The 16,328-nt window shown below is 60.1% G+C and carries 14 protein-coding genes and 1 other RNA gene; all 15 read right to left on the bottom strand.

Going from position 1 to position 16,328, the window contains the following annotated elements; all coding sequences use genetic code 11:
* Window positions 1–2: 2 nt before the first annotated feature.
* Window positions 3–1,157, bottom strand: coding sequence for a putative lipid II flippase FtsW (gene ftsW, locus AGR1_RS02790; RefSeq protein WP_080790315.1), 1,155 nt, complete (start codon window positions 1,155–1,157; stop codon window positions 3–5).
* Window positions 1,158–1,162: 5 nt separating this feature from the next.
* The gene (gene murD / locus AGR1_RS02785; protein ID WP_149146120.1) at window positions 1,163–2,572 is read right to left on the bottom strand and encodes a UDP-N-acetylmuramoyl-L-alanine--D-glutamate ligase; all 1,410 of its coding nucleotides are present in this window, start codon (window positions 2,570–2,572) and stop codon (window positions 1,163–1,165) included.
* Window positions 2,573–2,575: 3 nt separating this feature from the next.
* The gene (gene mraY, locus AGR1_RS02780) at window positions 2,576–3,676 is read right to left on the bottom strand and encodes a phospho-N-acetylmuramoyl-pentapeptide-transferase (protein ID WP_003522196.1); all 1,101 of its coding nucleotides are present in this window, start codon (window positions 3,674–3,676) and stop codon (window positions 2,576–2,578) included.
* A 23-nt stretch (window positions 3,677–3,699) separates the two neighbouring features.
* Window positions 3,700–5,133 carry a UDP-N-acetylmuramoylalanyl-D-glutamyl-2,6-diaminopimelate--D-alanyl-D-alanine ligase gene (locus AGR1_RS02775; RefSeq protein ID WP_149146119.1) on the bottom strand — a complete coding sequence of 478 codons (1,434 nt, stop codon included), beginning with the start codon at window positions 5,131–5,133 and terminating at the stop codon, window positions 3,700–3,702.
* The gene (locus AGR1_RS02770; RefSeq protein ID WP_149146118.1) at window positions 5,130–6,599 is read right to left on the bottom strand and encodes a UDP-N-acetylmuramoyl-L-alanyl-D-glutamate--2,6-diaminopimelate ligase; all 1,470 of its coding nucleotides are present in this window, start codon (window positions 6,597–6,599) and stop codon (window positions 5,130–5,132) included. Before AGR1_RS02770 ends, AGR1_RS02775 begins: the two co-directional genes overlap by 4 nt.
* 57 nt (window positions 6,600–6,656) lie before the next feature.
* A complete protein-coding gene (locus tag AGR1_RS02765; RefSeq protein ID WP_080790310.1) occupies window positions 6,657–8,399 on the bottom strand; it encodes a penicillin-binding protein 2 in 1,743 nt (580 codons plus the stop codon).
* Window positions 8,399–8,956 carry a hypothetical protein gene (locus tag AGR1_RS02760; RefSeq protein WP_077981668.1) on the bottom strand — a complete coding sequence of 186 codons (558 nt, stop codon included), beginning with the start codon at window positions 8,954–8,956 and terminating at the stop codon, window positions 8,399–8,401. Before AGR1_RS02760 ends, AGR1_RS02765 begins: the two co-directional genes overlap by 1 nt.
* A gap of 1 nt (window position 8,957) precedes the next feature.
* Window positions 8,958–9,983 carry a 16S rRNA (cytosine(1402)-N(4))-methyltransferase RsmH gene (gene rsmH, locus AGR1_RS02755; protein ID WP_149146117.1) on the bottom strand — a complete coding sequence of 342 codons (1,026 nt, stop codon included), beginning with the start codon at window positions 9,981–9,983 and terminating at the stop codon, window positions 8,958–8,960.
* A 14-nt stretch (window positions 9,984–9,997) separates the two neighbouring features.
* A complete protein-coding gene (mraZ, locus tag AGR1_RS02750; protein ID WP_077981666.1) occupies window positions 9,998–10,438 on the bottom strand; it encodes a division/cell wall cluster transcriptional repressor MraZ in 441 nt (146 codons plus the stop codon).
* A 401-nt stretch (window positions 10,439–10,839) separates the two neighbouring features.
* Window positions 10,840–11,242: RNase P RNA component class A (rnpB, locus tag AGR1_RS02745), an RNA gene on the bottom strand.
* A gap of 56 nt (window positions 11,243–11,298) precedes the next feature.
* Window positions 11,299–12,489 carry an FAD-binding oxidoreductase gene (locus AGR1_RS02740; RefSeq protein ID WP_080790308.1) on the bottom strand — a complete coding sequence of 397 codons (1,191 nt, stop codon included), beginning with the start codon at window positions 12,487–12,489 and terminating at the stop codon, window positions 11,299–11,301.
* A gap of 59 nt (window positions 12,490–12,548) precedes the next feature.
* The gene (locus AGR1_RS02735; RefSeq protein WP_149146116.1) at window positions 12,549–13,736 is read right to left on the bottom strand and encodes an FAD-dependent oxidoreductase; all 1,188 of its coding nucleotides are present in this window, start codon (window positions 13,734–13,736) and stop codon (window positions 12,549–12,551) included.
* A 92-nt stretch (window positions 13,737–13,828) separates the two neighbouring features.
* Window positions 13,829–14,368, bottom strand: coding sequence for a transglycosylase SLT domain-containing protein (locus AGR1_RS02730; RefSeq protein ID WP_149146115.1), 540 nt, complete (start codon window positions 14,366–14,368; stop codon window positions 13,829–13,831).
* A 248-nt stretch (window positions 14,369–14,616) separates the two neighbouring features.
* Complete coding sequence (locus AGR1_RS02725) at window positions 14,617–15,396, bottom strand: N-acetylmuramoyl-L-alanine amidase (protein ID WP_149146114.1); 780 nt, start codon at window positions 15,394–15,396, stop codon at window positions 14,617–14,619.
* Window positions 15,393–16,133, bottom strand: a complete 741-nt coding sequence (locus AGR1_RS02720; RefSeq protein ID WP_004430712.1) for a DnaJ family molecular chaperone — start codon at window positions 16,131–16,133, stop codon at window positions 15,393–15,395. Before AGR1_RS02720 ends, AGR1_RS02725 begins: the two co-directional genes overlap by 4 nt.
* Window positions 16,134–16,328: the final 195 nt, after the last annotated feature.

The following is a 16,328-nucleotide window of genomic DNA, read 5'->3' as shown; positions in this document are numbered from 1 at the left end:
GTTTACTCCGCGGGAACGCCGGAACCGACGCGGAAGAAACTCCGCTCCTGCGCCCGCTTTTCGGGTCTGTGGCGTGTCAACGCCAGAAGGAAGCCGGCGGTCACGCAGATCGCCATCATCGACGAACCGCCATAGGAAATCAGCGGCAAGGTCATGCCCTTGGCGGGCATGAGTTCGAGATTGACGCCGATATTGATCATCGACTGCATGCCGATCTGCAGCACGAGACCGGCCACCGCAAAACGGCAGAAATCGTCCTTTTCCTTGAAGGCGTGCGAGAGGCCGCGCAGCACGATGAAGGCGAAGATCGCAACGAGGAACATGCAGAAAACAATGCCGAACTCTTCCGCCGCCACCGAGAAGATGAAGTCGGTATGGCTGTCGGGAATGATGCGTTTGACGATGCCTTCGCCGGGTCCGCGCCCAAACCAGTCACCGCGAATGATCGCCTCGCGTGCGGTATCAACCTGAAACGTATCGCCTTCGCCGGTCCAGAACCGGTCGATACGGCCCGCGACGTGCGGGAGCATGAGATAGGCGGTTACAATGCCGCCGACGCCAAGGCCGCCGAGCATGATGATCCAGAACCACGGCACGCCGGCCATGAAGAACATGCCGCCCCAGACGACCGAAGTCAGGATTGTCTGGCCGAAGTCCGGCTGGGCGATCAGGAGTGCAGCGACGATACTGAACGTGATGATGGCGAAGAGATTGCCCGGAATCTCCGGGTGGCGCGCCCGCTCCGCAAAAAGCCATGCGCAGACGATGACGAAAGCCGGCTTCATGAACTCCGACGGCTGGATCGAGAAGGTGCCGATGGAAATCCAGCGCCGCGCGCCCTTGACCTCGATGCCGAAAAACAGCGCGAAGATCATCATCAGCAGCGACGCGATCAGCATGATGACCGCCACACGGCGCACCTGTCGCGGCGACAGGAAGGAAAGGCCGACCATGATCGCCAGCGACGGCACCATGAACATGGCCTGACGCTCGACGAAGAAGAAGCTGTTGAGACCGATACGCTCAGCAACCGCAGGCGACGCCGCAAAGGACAGCATCAGGCCGATGCCCATCAGCGCGATGAACGCCGCCAGAAAGAAACGGTCGATAGTCCAGAACCACTCCGCGACCGGACCGCGATCAACTCGGCTTACCATGGCCTTCAGCCCCCTTTTCCAGAGTGAACGAGCATCGTCATGCCATCGAGCGCCGCGACCTGCGCGACGAACGAATCGCCTCTGATTTCAAAGTTCTTATATTGATCGAAGCTTGCGCAAGCCGGGGATAACATCACGACATTGCCGGCCGTCGCATCTTTTTCCGCATCTGCTGCGGCATGCTCGACGGCCTTGTCCAGCGTGCCGGATATTTCATAGGGCACCGCTTCGCCGAGCGTCGCTGCAAATTCCGCCGCCGCCTCGCCGATCAGATAGGCCTTGGCGATGCGCGGGAAGAGCGGCGAAAGGCTGGTGATGCCGCCCGCCTTGGGCAGACCGCCGGCGATCCAGTAGATGCGATCGAAACTCGAAAGTGCAGGTGCCGCCGCATCGGCATTGGTGGCTTTGCTATCATTGACGAAGGTGACATTGCCACGCCGGCCAACCGGCTGCATCCGATGCTTGAGGCCGGGGAAAGAGTTGAGACCAGCGCGAACGTCATCTTCGGAAACACCGACTGCAAGGCAGGCTGCAATTGCCGCCGCCGCATTCTGGGCATTGTGACTGCCGCGTAGCGTCTGGATATCGTCGAGATCGACCAGCAGCGAGGACTTGCCACCATGCGCCCGCAGAATCCGGCTGCCTTCGGCATAAAGACCTTCGGAAACGACATTGCGCTTGGAAATGCGCTCGACCTTCACACCGGCACGCTCGATACGGTCGGCAATCAGTGTCGAATAGCTGTCGTCAACACCGACGATGGCAGTGCCGCTGCCGGCAACCAGCCGTTCCTTGACGTCGGCATAGTGCTGCATCGTGCCGTGCCGGTCGAGATGATCAGGGGTGAGATTGAGAAGAATGCCGGCACTCGGATTGATCGTGGGTGCCAGGTCAATCTGGTAGGACGAGCACTCGACAACGTAGAAGCGCTGCGCCTTCGGCGGATCGAGGCTCAGCACCGCCGTGCCGATATTGCCGCCGAGTTGCGTATCGCGGCCCGCGGATTTCAGGATATGCGCGATCAGCGCTGTCGTGGTCGACTTGCCGTTGGTCCCGGTAATCGCGATGAAGGGGCAATCCGGCGCATGAGCGCGACGCTCACGGACGAATAGCTCGATATCACCGATGATCTCAACGCCGGCAGCTTTCGCAAGATCGACTGACCAGTGTGGCTTCGGATGCGTCAAGGGCACGCCGGGCGCGAGCACGAAGGAGGAACATGAAGCCCAGTCTATCGTCCGAAGATCCGCCGTCGCGATGCCCTCGGCCTCAGCTTTGGCGACGCTGTCGGGATTGTCGTCGAAAGCAACGACATCCGCCCCGCCGGCCACCAGCGCCCGGGCTGTGACAAGACCCGAACCGCCAAGCCCGAAGAGCGCGACCTTCTTACCTTTGAACGACGTGACCGCGATCATCGCTCACCTCAGCTTCAGGGTAGCGAGGCCGAGCAGCGCAAGGCCAACGGAGATGATCCAGAAACGGATGACCACCTGGCTTTCCGTCCAGCCCTTTTTCTCAAAATGGTGATGGATCGGCGCCATCAGGAAGACACGCCTGCCGGTGCGCTTGAACCAGAAGACCTGGATGATCACAGACAGGGTTTCCATGACGAAGAGACCGCCGACGATGACCATGACGATCTCGTGCTTGGTGGCGACGGCAATGGAGCCGATGAGGCCGCCAAGCGCGAGCGACCCCGTATCGCCCATGAAGATGGCCGCGGGCGGCGCATTAAACCACAGGAAGCCGAGACCCGCGCCGATGACCGCGCCGACGATGACGGCGAGTTCACCCGTGCCGGGCACGAAGTTGATCTGCAGGTAATTGGCGAAAACCGCGTTACCAGCGAGATAGGCGATCACGCCGAAGGTGGCGGCCGCGATCATGACCGGCACAATGGCAAGCCCATCGAGACCATCGGTCAGGTTCACCGCATTGCCCGCGCCGACGATGACGAAAGCACCGAACAGCACGAAGAAATAACCGAGATTGATCACGAATTCCTTGAAGAAAGGAAAGGCGATGGAGCTGCCGAGCGTGCCGCCATGGGGCGCGGAAGCGAGCGCCATCTTCATCATGAAGAACACGGCAATCGCCGCGATCAGGAATTCGATGCCGAGACGTGCCTTGCCGGAAAAGCCCTTGTCGCTCTGTTTCGTGACCTTGAGATAATCGTCGTAGAAGCCGATGGCTCCGAAACCGAGCGTCACCATCAAAACGGCAACGACATAGACGTTGGAGAGGTCGCCCCAGAGCAGCGAACCGCCGAGAATACCGGCAAGGATCATCAAGCCGCCCATGGTCGGCGTGCCCGCTTTCTTGAAATGCGTCTGCGGTCCGTCGGCGCGGATCGGCTGGCCCTTGCCCTGACGCACGCGCAGCGAGTTGATGATGGCCGGTCCAAACAGGAAGACGATCAACGCAGAGGTGAACATCGCCGCGCCTGCCCGGAAGGTGATGTACCGGAACAGGTTGAAGATTTGAATTTTATCCGACAGTTCGACGAGCCAGATCAGCATAATTGCCCTTTCAAAAGGCTATTTCAGACTTGGCGTTCCGTCTCGGGGAATGCCGGATACTTGTCAAGCAGGGCGGCGACAATCTTGCCGAAACCAAGCCCAAGTGATGATTTTACCATCAGCGCGTCTCCCGGTTGCACCCATTGCAGGGCAAAATCGGTGAGTTCAGCGGTTGTCGGGAACCAGATGACGGTGACGCTGTCGGGCAGCGCATCACGCAGCGCCGCCATCGCTTCACCCGCGAGCCACACATGTTCGATGCCTGCCGCAAGCAATGGCCCAGCCAGTTCCTCATGCAGCTGTGCCGAAAATTCGCCCATCTCCAGCATGTCGCCTAAAACAGCAACGCGACGGCCGTGGCCCTGCGTCGGCGTTTCTGCCAGCACGGCAATCGACGCCCGCATGGAGGCGGGATTGGCGTTATAGCTTTCATCGATCAGCAGGAAGGAGCCGCCGTTGATCTGAAGGTGGTGACGCTGACCGCGCCCCTTCACGGCCTCAAGCGTTCCCAGCGCCTCAAAGGCGCGGTCGAGATTTGCGCCGGTGACGGCCACGGCGCCAAGCACCGCCATCGCATTGTCTGCAATATGCCGGCCGGGAATGTTGAGATGCAGCTCGCTGGTTTCACCATTGAGAATCGCCCAGATCGTCGAACCGGTCGTCGTGCTCTCGAAATCGGCGAGGCGGAAATCCGCTTTGGCGTGCTGGCCGAAGGTGAGGATATGTTCGATACCCTGCTCCTGCGCCGCCTCTTCAAGCTGCTCGAACTGGGCGTTATCACGGTTGAGGATGACGGAGCCGCCCTCCTCCAGACCCTCGAAAATCTCCGCCTTGGCGGCGGCGATCTCTTCGATGTTCTTGAAATTGCCGAGATGGGCCGGTGCGATGGTCGTGATGATCGCCACATGCGGGCGCACCGTCTTCACCAGCGGCCGGATTTCGCCGGAATGGTTCATGCCGATTTCGAACACGCCGAACTCCGTGTCCGCTGGCATGCGCGCCAACGTCAGCGGCACGCCCCAATGGTTGTTGAAGGACGCCACCGCCGCATGCACCCGGCCCGACGGCGCGAGCGCCTGCCGCAGCATTTCCTTCGTCGTGGTCTTGCCGACCGAACCGGTCACCGCGATGATGCGCGCCGACGTTCTTTCACGCGCTGCGATGGCAAGCTTGCCAAGGGCTGCAAGCACATCTTCCACCACGATCATCGGCACAGTCAAACGGCCGAGCGCCGGCAGCTTGGCTTCGGCAACGACCAGAAGTCCCGCCCCGTTCGCAACCGCGAAACTTGTATAGTCGTGACCGTCGACACGATCACCCTTGATGGCGAAGAACGCTTCGCCCGCCTTGACGGTCCGGCTGTCAATGGAAATGCCGGTGATTCCGGTCGGCAGGTTGCCCACGGGGCGTCCTGCCGTGATGGCGATCATGTCGGCGACTGTCCATAACCAGCTCAAATCTTCGATCCTTCCAGCCCTGCCAGTGCAGCGCGCACCTGTTCATGATCGGAAAACGGCAGCGTCACGGAGCCGACGATCTGCCCTTCTTCATGCCCCTTGCCTGCGACGATCAGCGTGTCGCCATGCGAAAGCAGCGACACCGCATGGCGGATAGCGTCGGCCCTGTCGCCGATTTCCAATGCGCCGGGCGCTGCCGCCATGACTTCCGAACGGATCGTCGCGGCATCTTCCGAGCGCGGATTGTCGTCCGTGACGATGACGATGTCGGAAAGACGGGTCGCAACCTCGCCCATGATCGGGCGCTTGCCCTTGTCGCGGTCGCCGCCGCAGCCGAAAACGGTGATGATGCGGCCGGAGGTGAAGGGCCGCACCGAAGTCAGCACGTTCTCCAGCGCATCGGGCTTATGAGCGTAATCCACATAGGCAAGCGCACCGTTTTTCGTCTGGCCCACGAGTTCCAAACGACCGGCGGCGCCGATCAGCTTTTCAAGCGCCTTCAGCGCCGTTGCGGCGGGAACACCCGTGGACATGGCAAGACCGGCGGCAACAAGCGCATTGGCCACCTGGAAATCACCCGCCAGCGGGATATCGACTTCGTAGATGACACCGTCATGATGCACTTCGATCATCTGCTTGTGACGGAAGTGCTCGACGCGCTTCAGCGTCAGATACTGGCCGTTGCGACCGACGGTGCGAACATCGAGACCTGCTTCCTGCGCTGCCCGGATCGCCTTGTCCGACCATGGGTCGTCAGCGAAGATCACCGCAGGAGCGCTCTTTTCCATCAACGTATCGAAGAGCCGCATCTTCGCGGCCATATAGTCCTCGATGGTCGGATGGTAGTCCATGTGATCGCGGCCAAGATTGGTGAAGCCGGCGGCAGAAAGGTGGACGCCATCAAGGCGGCGCTGGTCAAGACCGTGGCTGGAAGCTTCCATCGCCGCATGGGTCACGCCTTCGCTCGCAAGCTCGGCCAGAAGCGCATGCAGCGTCACCGGATCGGGCGTCGTCAGCGCGCCGTAATCCTCGCGGCCAGGAGCAATGACGCCGGTCGTGCCGATCTGGGCTGCGGCATGGCCGGCGAAAGCCCAGATTTGCCGTACAAAGGAAGCAACCGAGGTCTTTCCTGCGGTGCCGGTAACGGCGACCATTATTTTCGGCTGTTTTCCATAAAAGCGGGAAGCGGCATGGGAGAGGTAAAGGCGTGGGTCGGTGACGACCAGAACCGGCACGTCGGCTTCCACCGCGTGCCCGGAAACAACGGCAACGGCCCCCTTGGCAACCGCGTCTTTCACATAGGTCGTACCATCGGCCTTGGTGCCAGAAACCGCCACGAACAGGTTGCCGGGCGCAGCCTTGCGGCTGTCTGCGGTGATCCCCCCGATTTCAATCGCCCCGATCTCAGACAGGAGCAATTCTTTCAATTCCGGAAACGCATTTCCGGATATATCTCGCAAATTCATCGACTGTGTCCGTCTTGTCCCCCCGGCGCGAATCGCCGGAACATCATAAGCTAACAATCAATAAGACACGAGCAAGGCCGAGCCATCCTTGCCGAATTTCGGCTTCACGCCCAGCACCGCCGCCGTGCGGCTGATGATATCGTGCACCATGGGCGCTGCGGACGTGCCGGCAAGTGCTGCGCCATTGCCCTTGTCCGTCTTCGGCTCGTCGATGAACGACAGCACGACATATTGCGGATCGTCCATTGGAAAGGCCGACAGGAAGGCGTTGAAGTTCTTGTCGTGCACGTAACGACCGTTGACGACCTTGTCGGCCGTGCCGGTCTTGCCGCCGACGTTGAAACCATCGACACGCGCATTGCGGCCGGAACCGTTGACGCCGTTCCATTCGAAGAGGAAGCGCATATCCTTGCTGGCGCCAGGCTTCAACACCTGCTTTGCCACCTGATCCGCCTGTTCACGGGTGCGCGGGAGGAAGGTCGGTTCGATCAGTTTACCGCCATTGACGAGTGCCGCACCGGCAACCGCCGTCTGCAACGGCGTCGTGGAAACGCCATGGCCGAAGGAAATGGTGATGGAGTTGATCTTCTTCCATTCGCGCGGCTGCGACGGCATCGCCACTTCTGGCAGTTCGGTCTGCATGCGGGTGAGAAGACCAAGCCGCGTCAGGAATTCCTTGTGGCCTTCGGTGCCAACAGTGTCGGCGATTTTCGCCGTACCGATGTTGGACGAATACTGGAAGATTTCCGGCACCGAGAGCATGCGGCCCTTGCCGTGGAAGTCCTTGATGGTGAAGCCGCCGATGCGGATCGGATAACGCGCATCGAAAGTGTCGCCGAGATGGACGCGGCCCGAATCGAGGCCCATGGCAATGGTGAAGGACTTGAAGGTGGAACCCATTTCGAACGTGCCGTTCGACATGCGGTTGAGCCAGCCTTCCTTGGCGCCTTCGGCCGGGTTGTTCGGATCGTAGTCCGGCACGGAGGCCATGGCGAGAACCTCGCCAGTATGCACATCCAGAACCACAGCACCTGCGCCGATCGCACGAAATTTGGCAATGGCGGCGGTTACAACTTCACGCACGATGGACTGCACGCGCAGATCGATCGAAAGCTTCACCGGCTCCAGCGGCTGGTCGCTGGTCATGCCGAGCGCCGTCAGATCGGCCAGACCCTGGCTATCGACGTAACGTTCCATGCCGGCAACGCCGCGATTGTCGATGTTGACGTGTCCGACAACATGGGCGGCAGTCGGCCCACCGGGATAAAAGCGGCGCTTTTCCGGGCGGAAGCCGATGCCGGGAATGCCGAGCGCCAGGATCTGGCTCTGCTGCTTCGGCGTCAGTTGGCGGCGCAGCCACTGGAAACGCGAGTTGGAGGTAAGCTTCTGATAGGTGCTGCGCTGGTCGAGATCCGGCAGGACGGTGCGCAGCTTCTCGATGGCCTCGTCGATATCGACGATGCGGTGCGGCTCGGCGAAAAGCGAGACGGTGCGAATATCGGTGGCCAGCACCTCGCCGTTGCGGTCGAGAAGATCGGGACGCGACGCCATCAGCCGGTCTGCAGGCGCGATGCTCGATACCGTTTCCTGTTCCGCCATGCCATATTGCACGAGACGGCCGCCGACGACGGCGTAAAAAGCGACGAAACCAAAAATGAGAAGGCCGACGCGGCTTTTCGCCTGGGCCGCGCGCCTCTTGCGGGCACCCTCAAACGCCGCATGGTCGGTATGGATACCGGTGGTGCTGGCGGAAAAATGAGCCTTGCTCTTCAAAACCATGACGCGGGAGAGAAAAGACATCAGCGGTTCACCGATCCTGTTATGGTTTCATCCATATCGCCGGATTCATCGCCGGCGGCGGAAGCGACCGGCACAGGCGCCGGCGCCGGACGTGAAACGCGGGCACGGGGCGTGGGCACCGGAACGCCGTTGACGGCAATCTGGCCCGCGGGCGGCGATTTGGGCTTGGAAGCGCCACCCAGCGTTGCCCCCGGCTTCGAGCCGTTGACAGCGGCAGCGATGACATCCTCGACGCTCATTCCTTCAGGCTCGGGCGGCTGCGGCAATTGCGAGCGCAGCATCGGCAGTTCACGCGGCTGCGCCAATTGCGTCGGCAGCGTCGGCGAAAGACCAAGTTCGTCCTGATAGGCATTCACGAGCCGGTGCAAACGGTTCGGCTGCGTCAGCAGCGCCCAGTCGGCCCGCAGGAGATCGATCGTATCTTTCTCAAGCTTGATTTCGGCCTCCAGCTTGCGGACCTCTTCAAGCTTCAGATCGGCCTTGTGCTTGATCGAATAGGTCACGACCGCCGCAGCGACCATGACCCCCATCAAGATGACATCGAAAGTGCGCAGCATATCAGCCTCCCATCTTTTCAAGGCTGGCGAGATCGGGAAGCTCGAAAATCGAGAAATCTGCAGCACGCGCCGGTGCCGTGGTGCGCAGGCCAGCGCGAAGCTTGGCCGAACGGGCCCGCGGATTAAGCTCCGCCTCCTCGTCGCTGGCAGCGATCATCGGCTTCCCGATATTCTCGAAAATGGCGGGCTTGTCCTCCACCATCGGCAGATGCCGGGAGCCGGCGGCCTTGCCCGAACGGTCGGAGAAGAATTTTTTGACTATACGGTCTTCCAAAGAATGGAAGGTGACGACGACCAGCCGGCCGCCGGGCTTCAGAACCTGCTCGGCGGCAAACAAGGCCTGCGCCAGCTCGCCCAGCTCGTCATTGACGAAGACGCGCAGCGCCTGGAACACCCGCGTTGCCGGGTGAATCTTGTCTTTGGCTTTCCGTGGCGTGACGATCTCGATCAGGCCCGCCAGATCGCGGGTGGTGCGGAACGGCTCTTCCGCCCGCTTCTTCTCGATGGCGCGGGCAATGCGACCCGGCTGCTTTTCCTCACCGAGAAAACCGAAGATGCGAATGAGATCGCCAACCTTCGCACGGTTGACGACATCGGCCGCCGAAACGCCGGAAGCGGACATGCGCATGTCGAGAGGGCCGTTCTTCTGGAACGAAAAACCGCGCTCTGCTTCGTCGATCTGCATGGAGGACACGCCGATATCGAGAACGACGCCATCAAGCCCACCCTCCGGCGCATGTTTTGCGAGATCGGAAAATTGCGATTGGATGAGCGAAAGCCTGCCGCCATTGACTGCAACCATCGCCTGGCCGCCGGCGATAGCCGTTGGATCGCGGTCCAGCGCGATGACATTTGCACCCTGATCGAGAATGGCCTGGGTGTAGCCGCCGGCACCGAAAGTGCCATCCAGAATGACCTTGCCGGGGGCGGGCTCAAGCGCGGTGATGACTTCGCGAAGCAGCACAGGAATATGGCGCTGAGGTCCGCCATCGGCATCAGAAGATCGTCCGCCAGAATTCGCCGCCATTGACTGTCCCCGTCCTAGGCGGGGCGAGCAGCCGAAAAACCGCGCCCCGCTCTTGCTTCCGCCTGCGCCGCCAAAAACGCATCCGGTTGCCAAAGCTGAAAATGATCCGCCCGCCCGACGAAGGTGACCTCGGTAGAGATGCCGGTAAATTCCCGCACAAAATCCGTCACCATCAATCGACCTTCCTGGTCGAGCTTCATGAAAACACCGCCGCCGTGAACCAGCAGCGACATCGCGTTTGCCTGCGGCGAGAAGGCATCCATGGACGCGATCTGCCGCTCGTAGCGCTCCAGCAGATCCGGACCGCCGACGCTGATTGCCGGAAAGGCGAAATCCTGGAGACAATAAAGCTCCTGAATGCCGCGCTTCACCAGCACCGAACGAAACGGAGACGGAACCGAAACGCGCCCCTTGGCGTCGATCCTGTTCGTCACGTTCGATAAAAAGCGGTCCATTACTCAACTCGCCAAAACCGCATGCCCCAAAGCGATCCATCCGCTCCGCAGCCGACACCGGTACGCACGACACATCGCCAAGCGCCAGGGCGACATGTCCTGCAGCAGCCCCTTGTAGGCTCCTCAAACGTTTCAGCGATTGCGGGTCAAAAACACGACCCAATGTGGTGTGCATTTGGGATACCATGGGACACTATGGGCGTCAATGGGATGAAGCCGGCACGATACCGACTTCGCATCGGAAATTCATAAGCCGTTAAGTTTAACGAATGGTTTACTTTGTGCGCGAAGACGGCAGTTTACCGTCACAAAAGTTGCCTTAAACCGATAATTTTCCGATTGAAAAACAATATGATGATGAGATTTTTTAGAAGCTTCACGTCGAAGACGGAAAAGGAAAATTCGCCAGTTGGCCTGTAAGCCGGGTTCTGTATGGCCCCGGTTTGACCCGGAACGTGGCAGCCATTCATCTGGGACGGCATTTGCATGCCGCCTCGCGCAACCCACCCGGATGACGGGCCCGGAAACCGGCTGTGAACGGGCTTTCACCCATCCCGTGTCATCCCTATTCGGTCTTGCTCCCGGTGGGGTTTACCTTGCCGCCGCTGTTACCAGAAGCGCGGTGGGCTCTTACCCCACCCTTTCACCCTTACCATGCGGGTGCATGGCGGTTTGCTCTCTGTGGCACTTTCCCTGGGGTCGCCCCCGCCGGACGTTATCCGGCACCGTATTTCCGTGGAGCCCGGACTTTCCTCACCTTACCGTCTTTCGACATTGGTAAAGCGCGGCTGCCCAGCCAACTGGCTTGGGCTGCATAACCATGTTCCGCAGCGAAAGCCACCGAAAAGCGACGGTCAGGATCAAAGAAATGCGGGTTTGAAATCCGTCGAGAAGGCGCCGTCGTCGATTTGGCCATTCCGCAGCAGCAGAGCACCGAGCCGCCCGATCTCATCGGAACTTTTTGCCGCCGTGCCGTTACCGCCGGTCAGAACCGCAATCTTCGGCGAGGCGGCAAAGCCAATGGCCGGATAACCGCTTTGCGTTTTGGAGACCACGCAGGCGGCCATCGAGACACGCGAGAGATCGATGGAAGGCACAAGCGACCCGACAATCGCCGATAGATGATCACGCACGCTTTCGCGTCCGCCGGAGCGGAACCATTCCCGGATTTCCGGGTCGCTGCCGACCCTCTTATCGTCGGGATCGCCGCCGATCTTCAGATAGAATTTGCCATCGGGATAACGCACCGGCGGCAGCAGGTAGATATGTTTTGTGGTGTCGCGCGGCTCATAGATCAGCGACGGCATGTCCGCATACTGCTCCAGATCGCTCTCATTAATCTCGAAGAAAGCGACGGTACGGGCATAGACATCAAGCCCGACCGGCTGAGGCAGCAAATCCCTGGTAATCGAGAAGCCACCGGCCGCCACCAGCACCCGGTCTGCAGTATAAACCGCGCCCGAAGCCGTCTGAACCGATGCCCGGCCACCCTCTTCCCGCGTCGAAACGACGATATCGTCGATAAGCGTGACACCTGCCTTTTCCGCGAGAATAGTTTGCGCCTTCACCAACGCCCGTGGATTGACGTATCCGGCATTGTTGCTCTCGAACACGCCTTCGCAACCCTGTTCGAAAGAGAAATAGGAAAAGCGGCTTTTCAGGCTCTGGTCATCCAGCAGTTCCGTGGAAACCCCGAGCCGAGCCGCCGCCTTGAGAACATCATCGACAAAGGTATTGGCGCCGCCCCGTTCAGGTCCCACCATAAGGCAACCGACCGGCGCGTAAAACTCGACACCGCTGCGTGTGGCAATATCGGCATAACGTGCGATGGAACGGTTAGCGAGCAACGCCCAGTCGGCATCGCCATCGATGGTACGGGTAATCCGCGCTTCATCGTAATGGCTGGCGAAGACGCCTTGATGCGATTTTATATCGGCAGGCTCACCGGGACCGATCAGCGCCACGCCGTCCACCGTTTCCGCCAGATGACGGGCGGCGGCCGCACCCATCATGCCGCGACCGACGACGATGTAATTGAAATGTCCCGACATACCACCCTCTTTACCCGTTCCGCTCAGCCGCATTCTTTTAGCGGCTTCCCGGTGGATTGTCAGACAAAAACCGGCGACATTTCGGCAGCAAATTCATCCTCCGTGAGCTGACCATTGAGCAGCAGCTGTGCACCCAGCCGTCCGATCTCGTCCGAAGACTTGGCGGAGACGAAATTGCCGCCGGTCAGAACCGCGATATTGGAGGATTGCGTATAGCCTATATAGGGATAGCCGCTACGGGTAATGGAGGCGACACAGGAGCCGGAGGTCACGGGGCAGCCGGCAAGCTCCGGCATCAGGGACAGCGCCCGCTTTTTCAGAAACTCCACCTCACCTGGCGTACCGTCCGAGTGGAACCAGTCTACCGCTTCGGTGAGCGTTTCAAGCCTGCCCTTCTCGCTCTCCCGGCCGATCTTCAGATAGACCTTGCCATCGGGATAACGCACCGGCGGCAGGATATAGACGATGTCGTCCTCTGTTTCCGCGAGCACGATGGTGGAGGGCATCGCGCCGAACAGCGCATGCCGCGCCTCATCCAGTTCGAAAAAGACGATGGTGCGGCCCGTGGCCGCCATATCGACGGGAGAAGGCAGAAGTTCCGCCATGTTGGTGAAACCACCGGCCGCCACGATGACCTTTTCAGCGGTATGGACGGCCCCGTCGCGGGTCGAAACCTCCACGCCATGGGAAGTATCGCGAATATGCGCCGCCGTGTGGCGCACAAGCCGCGCGCCCTGTGCGGCGGCAATCGTGCATTGCGCCTTCACCAGAGCGCGCGGATTGATGTGGCCGGCGGATTGCGCCTCGAAATAACCGCTGTGATCGACCGGCAGGGAGAACATCGGAAACCGGCCAGCCAGCGCATCAGTGCCGAGTGTCTCTACGCCGAGACCGAGACGGTCGGCCGAGATGAGCGCGCGCGACACATAGTCCCCCGCAAGCCCCTTGCCGTTTCCGGTGAACAGGCAGCCCGCTTCCGTGAAAAAGCGGATTCCGCTTTTCGCCTCGATCTCCGCATAACGGCGGATGGAGCGCTGCGCGAGTTCCGCCCAGACCGGATCGCCATCAAAACCACGCGTGATTCGTGCTTCATCGTAATGACTTGAAAACACACCCTGATGCGTCTTGCGATCAGCAGGTTCGCCCGGTCCGATCAGCGCCACGCCATCCACCTGCGCCGAAAGATGCCGCGCCGCGGCCGCTCCCATCATCCCGGCCCCGACCACGATATATTTGAAATCCGGCATGTCATGCTCCGTATCAGCTTTGCTTCTGACTACAGCATGCCGGGCCGAACCGGAATCGCTTTTCGCAATTTAACAAGCAATGCAAACCGGCCTCAGCCGGCCAGCAACGCCTGCACCTTGCCGCAATAACGCTTGGAGACCGGGTTCATGCGGGTGGCGCCATGGCCGGCATTGTAACGCAGGATCGTGCCGCACACCTGACCGCCGCCAAGCTGATGCGCCGTCGCCAGATATTGCATGCCCCAGCGAATATTGGTCTCGGGATCGTAGAGCGCTTTGGTCGTGCCGCGATAGCCCATCATCCGCGCCGTTGCCGGCTTGATCTGCATCAGCCCGACCTCGCCTGCGCTACCGCGGGCCTTGGGGTTGAACTTGCTTTCCACCGAAACCACGGCATGCGCCAGGTTGGTGGGAACGCCGTAACGCTTGGCATATTTGACGATCAGATCGGAATAGCCGTTCTTGAGAGAGGAAGGTAGGTTTTTTTCCGGAATGGGATAACCGGGCTTGCGGAAGAAGGTCTCCAGCGTCACGGTTTTGGTCTTGACGTCCTCGTCTTTGGCAAAAGCAATCCCCCCCTGCGAAGCAAGCATAACAACGCTCGCCACGACAGCAACAACAACCCTGTTCATATGTAGAAAAAGTCTCCAGATCGGATGACCGGACCAATGAAGCGACACAAATAGTCTGTGCCCGGGAAGTCGATCTCGACCTTCCGCTGTCCGGTCTCCTTGATTGATATTGACGGTAAGTTCCCCTGAAGAACGACACCGCATACAGTGACGTTCTTAAACTTCCTCAATGCGGATTAACTGTGGCACAAGAAAAAAAGCGACTTGAACACGCTGGAAAAGTGGGAATGCTTTTCCAGAATTGGCGATTACGCGCCCGAAAATCTCCGCAGGCTGGCGATCAGCCGGTGCAGCGTGTCGATGGTGGAGAAATCCGCGATACCATCCACCAAAGCGGGGCGGAAATGCCGCTGGAAAGCAGCCACGGCGCCTTCGGTTTTTTCGCAATAAGCGCCTGTGATTTCAACGCCGTAACCATAAATAGACAGCATCGACTGCAGCGCTTCGACCGGTTGGCCATGGTCGCCGCGCTGAAAAAAGCGACCGCCACGGATCGGAGCAGGCTCCACCCAATGGCCGACACCGTGCTGCGACAGGATGTCCCACGGAAATTTTTCACCCGGATCGACCTTGCGGATCGGTGCAACATCCGAATGCGCCAGCACCCTTTCAGGGGCGATAGACCAGCGCTGGCCGCAATCGCGACACAATTCGATGACGGCTTCCACCTGTTTTTCCGGAAATTCCGGCAGGCCACCTGGATGGCCCTGATTGGCAATCTCGATACCGATGGAGCGGGAATTGATGTCTTCATCCCCCGCCCAGGTGCTTTTGCCCGCATGCCAGGCACGGCGTGTTTCCGGCACGAGCTGGATAACGCGCCCATCCTCGAAGACAAAATAATGGCTTGAGACCTGGCTTTCGGGATTGCAGAGCCACGACAGTGCGCCGTCGGCCGTCGTCATGCCGGTATAATGCAACAGGATAATATCGGGACCGGCCACACCCAGCCTTTCGCCATGGTTAGGCGAAGGCGCAACGGTTGCGCCCCCGAAATCCGGGGTAAAATCCGGCAGACATTCACTCATGCGACGCGGCGTTCTTTCTCGATGGCCGCATAAGCGGCGTTGAGAGCCGCCATACGCTCATTCGCGGCCGCGTGCAATTCCATGGGAACGCCGCGGGCGATGAGCTTGTCGGGATGGTGCTCGGCAACCAGCGTTCGGTACCGCTTGCGGATATCCAGAAAATCGTCCGAAGGCGAAACGCCGAGCACGCGGTAGGGATCGCGCCCATCCATATGCACATGCCGCGCCATGATCGTTTCGAAGTGATCTTCGGTGATACGGAAGATTTCCGCGATCCGGCCGAGGAAGGCCAGCTCCCGCTCGTGTATCAGCCCATCGGCCTTGGCGATGTGGAACAGGCCGTCGATGACGCTTTCCAGCATCTCGCAATTGGCGTGCCCGGAGCCGCAAAGACCAGCAAGCCGCTCCGCATAGGCCTCGTAACCGGCAACGTCCTGGCGGGCGAGATTATAAAGACGGGCGACGTTCTTGGCTTCTTCTTCCGGAAAATCGAAGATTTGCCGGAAGGCGCGCACTTCCGCGTCGTTGACGACACCGTCGGCCTTCGCCATCTTGGCGGAGAGCGCGATGATGGCCACGGAAAAGGAAACCTTGCGGCGGGTTTCCGGATCACCTTCGAAAAGGGTGCGGATGGCTTCCACCACGCGCCCGAGCGCACCGCCTGCCGCGTCGCCGATTGCGCCGAGCAGCCGTTCCCACAGGGATGAAATTTGCAGACAGGCGAAATCGAACATCATGCAACAAGCATGACGGGATATTGCCGCGAATGCAATATGTCTAGCGGGCCGGCGGCATTAACTTTTATTCATCTTTGCGACAGTTTTGCTTCAGGAACAAGAGTACGGCAGACGACGGAACCATAGTTTTCCACAGAGGGCGGATAGCCGTCCGCCGGCGATGCCGATTGAAACGATTATATTACGCCACTTTGC

The organism is Agrobacterium sp. B1(2019), assembly GCF_008274755.1.
Classification (GTDB): Bacteria; Pseudomonadota; Alphaproteobacteria; order Rhizobiales; family Rhizobiaceae; genus Agrobacterium; species Agrobacterium salinitolerans.
This window is presented reverse-complemented; position numbering and strand designations above follow the sequence as displayed.

Excerpts from the sequence above, each read along its gene's own strand:
- mraZ (WP_077981666.1), bottom strand. The coding sequence starts at position 10,438 with ATGGACCGCTTTTTATCGAACGTGACGAACAGGATCGACGCCAAGGGG.
- AGR1_RS02770 (WP_149146118.1), bottom strand. The coding sequence starts at position 6,599 with ATGAATTTGCGAGATATATCCGGAAATGCGTTTCCGGAATTGAAAGAA.
- AGR1_RS02735 (WP_149146116.1), bottom strand. The coding sequence starts at position 13,736 with ATGCCGGATTTCAAATATATCGTGGTCGGGGCCGGGATGATGGGAGCG.
- AGR1_RS02730 (WP_149146115.1), bottom strand. The coding sequence starts at position 14,368 with ATGAACAGGGTTGTTGTTGCTGTCGTGGCGAGCGTTGTTATGCTTGCT.
- AGR1_RS02720 (WP_004430712.1), bottom strand. The coding sequence starts at position 16,133 with ATGATGTTCGATTTCGCCTGTCTGCAAATTTCATCCCTGTGGGAACGG.
- AGR1_RS02725 (WP_149146114.1), bottom strand. The coding sequence starts at position 15,396 with ATGAGTGAATGTCTGCCGGATTTTACCCCGGATTTCGGGGGCGCAACC.
- murD (WP_149146120.1), bottom strand. The coding sequence starts at position 2,572 with ATGATCGCGGTCACGTCGTTCAAAGGTAAGAAGGTCGCGCTCTTCGGG.
- AGR1_RS02740 (WP_080790308.1), bottom strand. The coding sequence starts at position 12,489 with ATGTCGGGACATTTCAATTACATCGTCGTCGGTCGCGGCATGATGGGT.
- mraY (WP_003522196.1), bottom strand. The coding sequence starts at position 3,676 with ATGCTGATCTGGCTCGTCGAACTGTCGGATAAAATTCAAATCTTCAAC.
- AGR1_RS02760 (WP_077981668.1), bottom strand. The coding sequence starts at position 8,956 with ATGCTGCGCACTTTCGATGTCATCTTGATGGGGGTCATGGTCGCTGCG.
- ftsW (WP_080790315.1), bottom strand. The coding sequence starts at position 1,157 with ATGGTAAGCCGAGTTGATCGCGGTCCGGTCGCGGAGTGGTTCTGGACT.
- AGR1_RS02765 (WP_080790310.1), bottom strand. The coding sequence starts at position 8,399 with ATGTCTTTTCTCTCCCGCGTCATGGTTTTGAAGAGCAAGGCTCATTTT.
- rsmH (WP_149146117.1), bottom strand. The coding sequence starts at position 9,983 with ATGGCGGCGAATTCTGGCGGACGATCTTCTGATGCCGATGGCGGACCT.